Below are 1,102 nucleotides of genomic sequence, written 5' to 3'. Positions count from 1 at the left end.
CAGCATGGTCGGGGTGCGCCCAGATTCGCGGCCCTGGCATCCCAACGGGCTGGCGATCGACGTCATGGTGCCGAATCCGGGTAGCGCCGAAGGGGTGGCGCTCGGCGATCAGATCGTTACCTATGCCTTGAGAAACGCCGACCGGTTCGCGCTGCAAGACGTCATCTGGCGCGGCACGTACCACACGCCCGCCGGCCCCGCCCGGGACGGCTACGGCCACTACGAGCACGTGCACATCACGACTTTCGGCGGTGGGCACCCGACCGGCGACGAGCAGTACCTGCGCGCGGACGAGGCGACCGCCGGTCAGCCACCGCCACCGGCCGAGGCCCCGCCACCCGCAGACGACGCCGCGCCCGCGTCGGGTGAGGCCCCGCCACCCCAGTGAGCCTCCGCCCGCTCAGATGCGCTCTACCTTGAGTTCACCGCCGAAAAACTGGGCGCGCAGGCGCTTCTTGTCGAACTTGCCGACGCTGGTCTTGGGGATCTCGTCGGCCCGCGCCCAGTTCTCCGGCAGTTGCCATTTGGCTAATTGGTCAGAGTGGCCGGCCAGGTGGTGCTGAAGGTCCTGAAACGAGGTGCCGGCGTCGTTGCGCAGGACGGTGACCACCAGCGGGCGTTCGTCCCATTTTTCGTCGGGGATGCCGATCACCGCCGCTTCGAGTACGTCGGGGTGGCCCATGATCAGGTTCTCCAGTTCCACCGACGAGATCCACTCGCCGCCGGACTTGATGATGTCCTTGGTCCGGTCGGTGATGGTCAGATAGCCGTCCGGCGTGATGGACCCGACGTCTCCGGTGCGCAGCCAGCCGTCGTCGAATTTGTCCGGGGCGTCGATGCGGTAGTAGCTGCCGGCGATCCAGGGACCGCGCACCTCGAGTTCGCCGATGCTCGATCCGTCGTTGGGTACCACGACGCCACCGTCGCCGACCAGACGGGCCTCAACGGCGGCGGTGAAGCGTCCCTGGCTGTAGCGGTAGCGCCAGGCGTCTTCTGCGGTGGCGCTCGCTGGCGGGTTGGCGACCGAACCCAGCGGCGAGGTCTCGGTCATGCCCCAGGCATGGATCACCGTGATGCCGTATTTGTCCTGGAAGTCCCGCAG

General features: G+C 67.7%; 1 protein-coding gene and 1 pseudogene. One reads left to right on the top strand and one right to left on the bottom strand.

The annotated features are described in order from the left end of the window. Positions 1-286 (top strand): annotated as a pseudogene (locus AC2VON_RS23395) (VldE C-terminal domain-containing protein); the annotation flags it as partial. Positions 287-400: 114 nt separating this feature from the next. Here the strand turns inward: AC2VON_RS23395 and AC2VON_RS23390 are convergent. Continuing rightward, the coding region (locus tag AC2VON_RS23390) for an AMP-binding enzyme (protein ID WP_486954986.1) at positions 401-1,102 on the bottom strand (702 nt) is incomplete at its 5' end.

The organism is Mycobacterium sp. TH-M82, from assembly GCF_057473605.1.
This window is presented reverse-complemented; position numbering and strand designations above follow the sequence as displayed.